Annotated in this window: 8 protein-coding genes; 1 reads left to right on the top strand and 7 read right to left on the bottom strand. The window is 70.1% G+C overall.

The annotated features are described in order from the left end of the window. Both ABZY11_RS41250 and fxsA read right to left on the bottom strand, forming a co-directional pair. The coding region (locus tag ABZY11_RS41250; protein ID WP_356484086.1) for an FxsB family cyclophane-forming radical SAM/SPASM peptide maturase at positions 1-1,610 on the bottom strand (1,610 nt) is incomplete at its 3' end. Positions 1,611-1,677: 67 nt separating this feature from the next. Then, positions 1,678-1,845, bottom strand: coding sequence for an FxSxx-COOH cyclophane-containing RiPP peptide (gene fxsA / locus ABZY11_RS41255; RefSeq protein ID WP_356484087.1), 168 nt, complete (start codon positions 1,843-1,845; stop codon positions 1,678-1,680). Positions 1,846-2,101: 256 nt separating this feature from the next. Here fxsA and ABZY11_RS41260 point away from each other — a divergent pair, with 256 nt between their 5' ends. Continuing rightward, positions 2,102-2,998 (top strand): DUF4231 domain-containing protein, encoded by an 897-nt coding sequence (locus ABZY11_RS41260; protein ID WP_356484092.1) that lies wholly within the window; start codon positions 2,102-2,104, stop codon positions 2,996-2,998. Positions 2,999-3,082: 84 nt separating this feature from the next. Here the strand turns inward: ABZY11_RS41260 and ABZY11_RS41265 are convergent, their stop codons facing one another. From ABZY11_RS41265 to ABZY11_RS41285, 5 genes are all read right to left on the bottom strand, one after another. Continuing rightward, the gene (locus ABZY11_RS41265; RefSeq protein WP_356484088.1) at positions 3,083-3,562 is read right to left on the bottom strand and encodes a hypothetical protein; all 480 of its coding nucleotides are present in this window, start codon (positions 3,560-3,562) and stop codon (positions 3,083-3,085) included. A 210-nt stretch (positions 3,563-3,772) separates the two neighbouring features. Next, on the bottom strand, positions 3,773-4,672 hold the full coding sequence (locus ABZY11_RS41270; protein ID WP_356484089.1) for a S1 family peptidase: 900 nt from the start codon (positions 4,670-4,672) through the stop codon (positions 3,773-3,775). 253 nt (positions 4,673-4,925) lie between these two features. Further along, positions 4,926-5,741 (bottom strand): DUF1684 domain-containing protein, encoded by an 816-nt coding sequence (locus ABZY11_RS41275; RefSeq protein ID WP_356484090.1) that lies wholly within the window; start codon positions 5,739-5,741, stop codon positions 4,926-4,928. Positions 5,742-5,745: 4 nt separating this feature from the next. Then, positions 5,746-7,026: an NtaA/DmoA family FMN-dependent monooxygenase gene (locus ABZY11_RS41280; protein WP_356484093.1), complete on the bottom strand. Its 1,281-nt coding sequence runs from the start codon at positions 7,024-7,026 to the stop codon at positions 5,746-5,748. Between the two features lie 17 nt (positions 7,027-7,043). Next, a partial coding sequence (locus ABZY11_RS41285; protein ID WP_356484091.1) for an LLM class flavin-dependent oxidoreductase occupies positions 7,044-7,502 on the bottom strand: 459 nt, incomplete at its 5' end.

Below are 7,502 nucleotides of genomic sequence, written 5' to 3' on the forward strand. Positions count from 1 at the left end.
AGGACCCGCCGTTCGGCCGGATCGCCCTCGCCCCGCCGGACCAGGAAGCCGTCCTCGACGGCGCGCACCCGCGCCGTGCCGTGCTCCCCCGTTGCCCCGATCCGCAACTCGCCGAGGCCGGGCAGGACCAGCCTGCCGTCCGCGTAGCTCACGTCCACGGAGAGGTCGAGGCCGACCCGTACGGCGGCGGCCGCGAGATACACCGGGAGCCGCAGCGCGGCTGCCACGCTGCCCGGCCGTTCGTGGAGCTGGTCCAGGGCATGGAGCAGCCAGGTACGGGTGTAGGGGTGGGCCAGCACCTCGTCCAGCCCGCGGGCCCCCTCCTCGGAGGCCTCGACGGTGGCGGCCAGCTCCCAGGCCCGCGCCCACCGCTCACCGCCGCGGTCTTCGATGTCGGCGTTCAGCCGGGCCAGCAGCATGCGGGTGAGGTCTCGCTGCGAGGCGGCGAGTTCGAGCGGCTCGGTCACCTCGGGCGCGACCAGGGACGCCGCCGTGCGCGCCTCGATGCCGCGTACCAGGGCGGCCAGGTCGGCGCAGTACACGGAAGGGTTGTCGAACGCGTCGGACGGCCCGGTGGAGCGGTACCGGTGGGTGTAGAGACCGCCGCCGCACGAGCGCACGACAGGACAGCTGCGGCAGGTCTCGCTGACGCCGTCCAGTCCGAGCTGGCGGGCCCTCACCCCGGGATGGGCCGCCACCTCGTCGAAGGTGTGGGTGAAGACGTCGAAGCCGGTGGCCGCCGCGCCCTCGTAGGCGCTCTTGAGCGAGTCGACCTGCTCCAGCTGGCCGTCGGTCTCGACGACGACGAGGTCGGTCGGGGCCAGCCCCAGGGACTCGGTGAGGCTGGGGCCGCCGCCCAGCGTTGACAGCACCGAGGAGAACAGCCGCACCGGCACCGGGCGCCCCTGCTCCTGCCAGCGGTCGAAGACCGCGAGGAGCCAGTCGGCGTAGGCGGTGGGCGAACCGTCCGGGCGGGGCGGCGGATCGTCCCAGGTGGCGTGCGGAAGCAGGAAGTCGATGAGCGGCGGGTCGAGCTCGGTGAGCGCGTCGAGGACCGCGTGCGGGTCGTTCTCGATGTCGACGGTGCACAGGAGCCCGAGGTCGAGATGGCGGTAACGCTCCTGGTGGAGCAGGTCCACGGCCTTGAGGACCAGAGGGTGGCTGCTGCGCCCGTCGGCGTAGCGGCGGTGCCGGTCGTTGGCGGCCCGGTCGCCGTCCAGGGAAATGCCGACCCTCACACCGAACTCGTCGAAGAGGTCGAGATACCGGGGACTGAGCTGGAGTCCATTGGTGTGGATACGGAGGTCGAGTTCCGCGATGCCGTCGAAGGCGGAGGTGAGCACTTCGCAGACGCGCCGCAATCGGGCGGGCCCCGCCAGTAGAGGCTCCCCTCCGTGCAGGATCACTGACACGGAGGGCAGTGCATGTGCCTTGGCATGCTCGGCCAAGCGTTGAGCAGTCCGGAAAATGACATCATCAGAGATTGTCTTGGGCCGGGTTCGCCAGCTCTGATCTGCATGTTCATAGACATAGCAATGGTCACAAGCAAGATCGCACCTGCTGTGAACCTTGAGGACGACTTCGCGGAAAGGGACCAGGGGTCCTGTCATTCCACCAGTCTAGCCAGCCCGAAGGGGTGCTCGGATCGCCGGTTCACGAGGTGTTCGGCGCGTTGTTTCAGAGCGCCGAGTTGAAGGTCGATGCCTGAGTGGGGCGACCGGCCGACACGGCGTGCACGCGACCGAGCTTCCGCGCAGCGGCAGAACCACGGACGTCGATCTCGGCGAGCGGCACACGATTCTTCTTCGCAACGGCGAAGGAGAGGGAGGATTCAGTGGTCTTCACGGCGGTCCTTGAGGGGATTTGTTCCGATGGAATGGTTCCGGACAGGAATGCAGCAACAGTATCTGCACCATTGCAGTGTCCGGCGGCACGACTTTACTCTCATGGCCTCGGTTGGCAACTGAGGACGGCCACTTGGAACGAGAGCGTCACATGAGGCTGTCCCAAGTCGAACGGAACCACCGATTCCGCCATTGAGGTGACGACATAACCGCAGACGGGAGTGAACATGACGGCGCTTCCCGGGCCGCTCCAGAGCATGGTCTTCAGGAACGCCGATCTGCCGGCGCTCTTTCACCACACGGACGAGATCGCCGTCGCGAGGCAGCGGGAGGCCGTGAACACCACCCGTATTCAACTGATTCTCCTGGTCACGGGGGCCGCACCGGCCGCGGTCCCGTGGCACGCCGAGGTGGGTGACACGTTTCAACTCACCGATGCTGTGGGCGTGTTGGCCTACCTGGGTGTCCTGATCACGACGTACCTCGCCGCCCGGCGCAAAGCAAAGTCGCATTGGCAACTCAACCGCTCGGCGGCAGAGTTCATCAAGTCGATGTGCTGGCGTTACTCGGTGCACGGATCACCGTTCGACACCGGTACCCAGCACCCGGAGGCGGTGTTCGCGAACCGTCTCGAAGAGGGCCTTCAGGAACTCCGCAAAGTGGGGTGGGCCGACCCCCGCGACCTGGCGGCGGATTCGGGCGGGCTGATCACCGAATCGATGCGCGAGTTGCGGGACAAGGCGTTCACCGTACGCAAGGAGACATACGTCCGGGACCGTCTCATCGAGCAGAGAAGCTGGTACCGCAGGCGCCAGGAGGTCTCCCGGCGGGCCACTCTGGTCTGGTCGACCGCCATTGCCGTACTGACCGCGCTGGCCCTGGTGTTCGCCGTGTTGAGGACGTTCTCCGTCACCCAGTCCTTCGCCCTCACGGGGGTGCTGTCGGCCGCGGCGGCCGCCTGTCTGGCGTGGATCGAGATGCGCCGTCACCACCCGCTGATCTCGGCCCACTCACTGGTGGAGCAGGATCTGGAGGCGATGCAGGTGGCGATGGAGACCACGCTGACCGAGCGTCAGTGGCCCAGCGCGGTGTTCGAGACCGAGCGCATCGTTTCCCCTCAGCACACCGACTGGCTTGCCCGGCACCAGATGTGAGCTGCCGTCAGGTGTGAGCCGCCGTCGGGCGCACGGCCGTTCGTGACCGGATTCGTATACGGAGGGGCCGGGCCCGACAGGCGGTCAGCCGCGCTCCACGCCCTCGCGCCAGATCACCGTGACCGGACGACCCAGGCTCCGGGCATACGTCACGATGTCGCCCGTGCCGCCGAGGCCGCGGGCCGGCCGGCCGTCCCACACCGCGAGCAGCCGGTCGCAGTGGTCGGCGATGTACGCGCCCGCCGCGTAGTACGCCTCGTCTGTGGAGTACGGGTAGCCCAGCCGGACCTCCCGGGCCGCCCGGTCCTTGAGGGCCCGGTAGCGGGCGAGTTCGGCCGCGTCGGCGAAGCAGGATTCGTAGTCGCCGCTCGGGATGACCACGGTCAGATCGGCGCCGCAGGCCAGAGCGAGGTCGGCGAAGAGCTGGTCGGCTCCCACCGCCAGGCTGGAGAGGGCCTCCAGGGAACCCTCCTGGCCGCAGAGCGCCGCCCGTAACCCGGCGAGCACATGGGCGTGGGCCTCCTGCGGGATGGTGCGATGACCGGTCACTCCGATGCGTTTCACGGACCTGGAACCCCCTGAGGTGTCTGCCGGGGGCCCGGAAGGCATCCCTCCGGCTGGCACAGCACCCGCCCCCGTTGCTCCTGCGTGACCGACCTGCCCCACATCCTCTCAAAAGCCGCGGGGTGAGCGGGAGCCCCCGCCCAGGATTCGGGCAGGGGCTCCTCATCGGTCGGCCGCCTGTTCGAGGGCCGGCCCAGGGGTGCCGATGCGTCAGTAGACGCTGACCCCGTACGCGCTGAGCGCCTCGGTGACCGGCTGGAAGTACGTGGTGCCGCCGGAGGAGCAGTTGCCGCTGCCACCGGAGGTGAGACCGATCGCCCGGGAGCCGGAGTAGAGCGGGCCGCCGGAGTCGCCGGGCTCCGCGCAGACATTGGTCTTGATCATGCCGTAGACGATGTCGCCGTTGCCGTAGTTGACCGTGGCGTTGAGGCCCGTGACGGAGCCGCTGTGGATACCCGTGGTGGAGCCGCGGCGGGTGACGGACATGCCGACCGTGGCGTTGGCTGCGCTGGTGATGTCGACGCTGCCGACGGTGCCCGGGTGGGCGACCGAGGTGTTGTCGTAGCGCACCAGGCCGTAGTCGTTGGTCGGGAAGCTGGAGCCGACCGTCGGGCCGATGCTGGTCGAGTTCGACGAGTTGGTGTACCAGGGCGGGTTGCCGTCGGTGCAGTGACCGGCGGTCAGGAAGTAGTAGGTGCTGCCGCTGCGGACGTTGAAGCCCAGGGAGCAGCGCCAGCCGGGGGCGTAGATCGCGTCGCCGCCGGAGAGCAGCTTGCTGAACTTCCCGGAGGTGCGCTCGATCTTCAGGGCGCCGGCGTTGACCCCGGCGGACTTCTTGATCTGCTCGATCTCGGCCTTCGAGACCGTCCGGTCTACGGTGACCACGAGTTTCTTGGTCGTCGGGTCGACGTTCCATGCGGTGCCCGCCACATCGGCGCCGAGCACGGCGTCGCTCGCGGCGGAGAGTTGCGCGGCGCTGAACGTGGTGTTGGTGTCGGCCTGGGCGCTGGGGACGGCGAGGGCGGCGACGGCGACAAGGCCCGCGGCGACGGCAACGGCCCGGGTGCGTCTCGCGGTGCCGTTGAGGGGGGTGGTGCGCTTGATCCTCACTTTTCATTCCTCCCGAGGGGAAGTCGGGGGTCCGCCTGTGGGGTGGTCGGACCCGTGAGGCGCAGTCGTTCGCACGGCGGTGCGCCCGCGATGCGGGCATTGCCGTGCTCCTGACAAGCGCTGTTCGGGAGTATTCAAGGCGTCAACTTATGGCGCAAGAGGGCCTACTGGCCTGAACTTGTCGCACGGTATGGCAGCGGCCCCGGCAGCGTACGGACTGCCGGGGCCGGTACCGAAGGAGCGTGAGGGTACGTCAGCCGTCGACGCGGTTGCGCTCCCCCGCCTCTACGGCGATGGGAAGGGTGTTGCCGGGCGGCGGGAAGGGGCAGATGAAGTGGTCCGCGAAGGCGCACGGCGGCAGCAGCGCCCGGTTGAGGTCGACCGTCACGCTGCCGTCCTCGGCGGGGGCCGCGGGCCGCAGGAACCGGAAGCGGTAGCTGCTGTTTCCGCTGGTGGCATCCGCGAAGACCGCCCAGAGCGAGCCGTCGGGCTCGACCGCGACATGCAGCGTGTGCTCCGTGCCGTCGACCTCGAAGGCGATCTCACCGGCGAGCCCGAGACCGCGCTCGACCCCGTCGGCGTTCTCGACCCGGACCGTACGGGCGCTGTCGTACGGGCGGAAGGTGCCCGGGAGCGCCCACCGGGCGTCGTACGGGGTGGCCTCGATGGCCCGGAAGGCGCGCCGCGCCGGGGAGTCCGGGTCGAAGTCCCGTACCGCCCAGAGCCCTTCGCGGCTCAGCACGACCAGCCGCCGCTCACCGTGCGCGACCCGGGACCCGTCGATCGGACCGCGGTCGGCGGTGAGGCGGACCTGGCCGGTGAAGGGCTCGCCGTCCACGGTCAGCCCGTCCGCGGCACAGGCGCTGAGCACCAGCTCGTCGCCGTCCTCCCGCCACTGCCCGGGTACCTCGGGGATGTGGCCGTCCGGGTAGTCGGAGAGCCAGTGGGTGCCGGTGAGGGAGAGCGGTCCGTAGGGGCCGGCGACCGTGGCGGTGCGCTCCTCGTGCCAGTGCTTCCAGTCCTGTGCCGCCTGCTCGAAACCGTGCGGCTGCGGTGCGTCCGTGCTCATGCGGTCAACCTTTCCATACCGGCTCGGCGAGCCCGAGATGCGAACGCAGCGTGGGACCGGTGTATTCGGAGCGGAAGGCCCCGCGCTCCTGGAGGAGCGGGACGACCCGGTCGACGAAGTCGTCCAGGCCGCCGGGGGTGAGATGCGGTACGAGGATGAACCCGTCGGCGGCGTCGGCGGCGACGAACTCGATGAGCTGCGCCGCGACCGTGCCCGGGCTGCCGATGAAGGACTGCCGGCCGGTCGTCTCGATGACGGTCTGCCGGATGGACAGGCCCTTCTCCTCGGACAGCGCACGCCAGCGCGCCGCGACGGCGAGGGGGTCACCGTGCTTGACCCGGCCCTGGACCAGCGAGGAACCGGGGTCCGGGTCGATCCCGGGCAGCGGCCCGTCGGGGTCGTAGGAGGAGAGGTCGCGGCCCCAGATCTGTTCCAGGGCCAGGATCGCGTTCTGCGGGGAGACCTGCTGGAGACGGATCTCGGCCGCCCGTTCCTGGGCCTCGGCGTCGCTGTCGCCGAGTACGAAGGTGACCCCGGGCATGATCTTCAGCTCGTCGGGCGCCCGTCCGTACTTCGCCAGCCGCGCCTTGACGTCGGCGTAGAAGGCGCGGCCCGACTCCGGGGTGCCGTGCCGGGTGAAGACGACATCGGCGGCGGACGCGGCGAACTCGCGGCCGTCCGCGGAGTCGCCGGCCTGGATGATGACCGGATGGCCCTGAGGCGAGCGCGGAACGGTGAACTCGCCCTCGATGGCGAAGTGCTGCCCGTGGTGACGGAAGGGGCGCGGGGTGCCGTCGGGGGTCCAGGTGTCCCACAGTTCGCGGGCGGTGGCGACGAACTCGGAGGCCCTGGTGTACCGGTCGGCCCGGTCGAGGTAGCCGCCGCGCCGGAAGTTCTCCCCGGTGAAGGCGTCGTAGGAGGTGACGACGTTCCAGGCGGCCCGGCCGTCGCTGAGGTGGTCGAGGGTGGCCAGGCGACGGGCCAGCTCGTACGGCTCGTTGAAGGTGGCGTTGACGGTGGCGGCGAGGCCGAGCCGCTCGGTGACGGCCGCCAGCGCGGCCAGCACGGTGAGGGATTCGGGGCGGCCGACCACGTCCAGATCGTGGATGCGGCCCCTGTGCTCGCGCAGCCGCAGCCCCTCGGCGAGGAAGAAGAAGTCGAACCTGCCGCGTTCCGCGGTGCGGGCGAGGTGCTCGAAGGAGGAGAAGTCGATCTGGCTCCTGGAGCGGGGGTCCGCCCAGACGGTGGTGTTGTTGACGCCCGGGAAATGGGCGGCGAGATGCATCTGCCTCGTTGCGGTGCTCATGCCCGTCCCCCTTCGAGGGCGTACCGGTTGGCGGGGCGGGCCAGCGCCAGGTGCTCGCGCAGGGTGCCGCCGGGGTAGAAGGTGCGGAACAGGCCGCGGTGCTGGAGCAGGGCCACGGTGCCGTTGACGATCCGTTCGAGGTCGCGCCCGGGGGTGATGGGCGTGAGATGGAATCCGTCCGCCGCTCCTCCCCGGTGCCACCGGGTGATCAGTTCGGCGAGGTCGACCGGGCCGCCCCGGTAGTACGAGCCGCCGGCGGCGAGTGGCGGTCCGCTCTCCAGGCCCGGTTCCGGGGCGGTCTCGGCGTCGCCGAGGTCGACGGTGAGCGCGACCAGGACCCGCAGCGCGTCGGGGTCGCGTCCGTACGCCGCCGCGCGTCGGCGCAGATCGGTTCGGGCCGCGGCGGCCTGTTCGGGGGTGGTGGCCCGGACCAGGACGACGTCCGCATGGCGGGC

The organism is Streptomyces sp. NPDC006510, from assembly GCF_040611955.1.
Classification (GTDB): domain Bacteria; phylum Actinomycetota; class Actinomycetes; order Streptomycetales; family Streptomycetaceae; genus Streptomyces.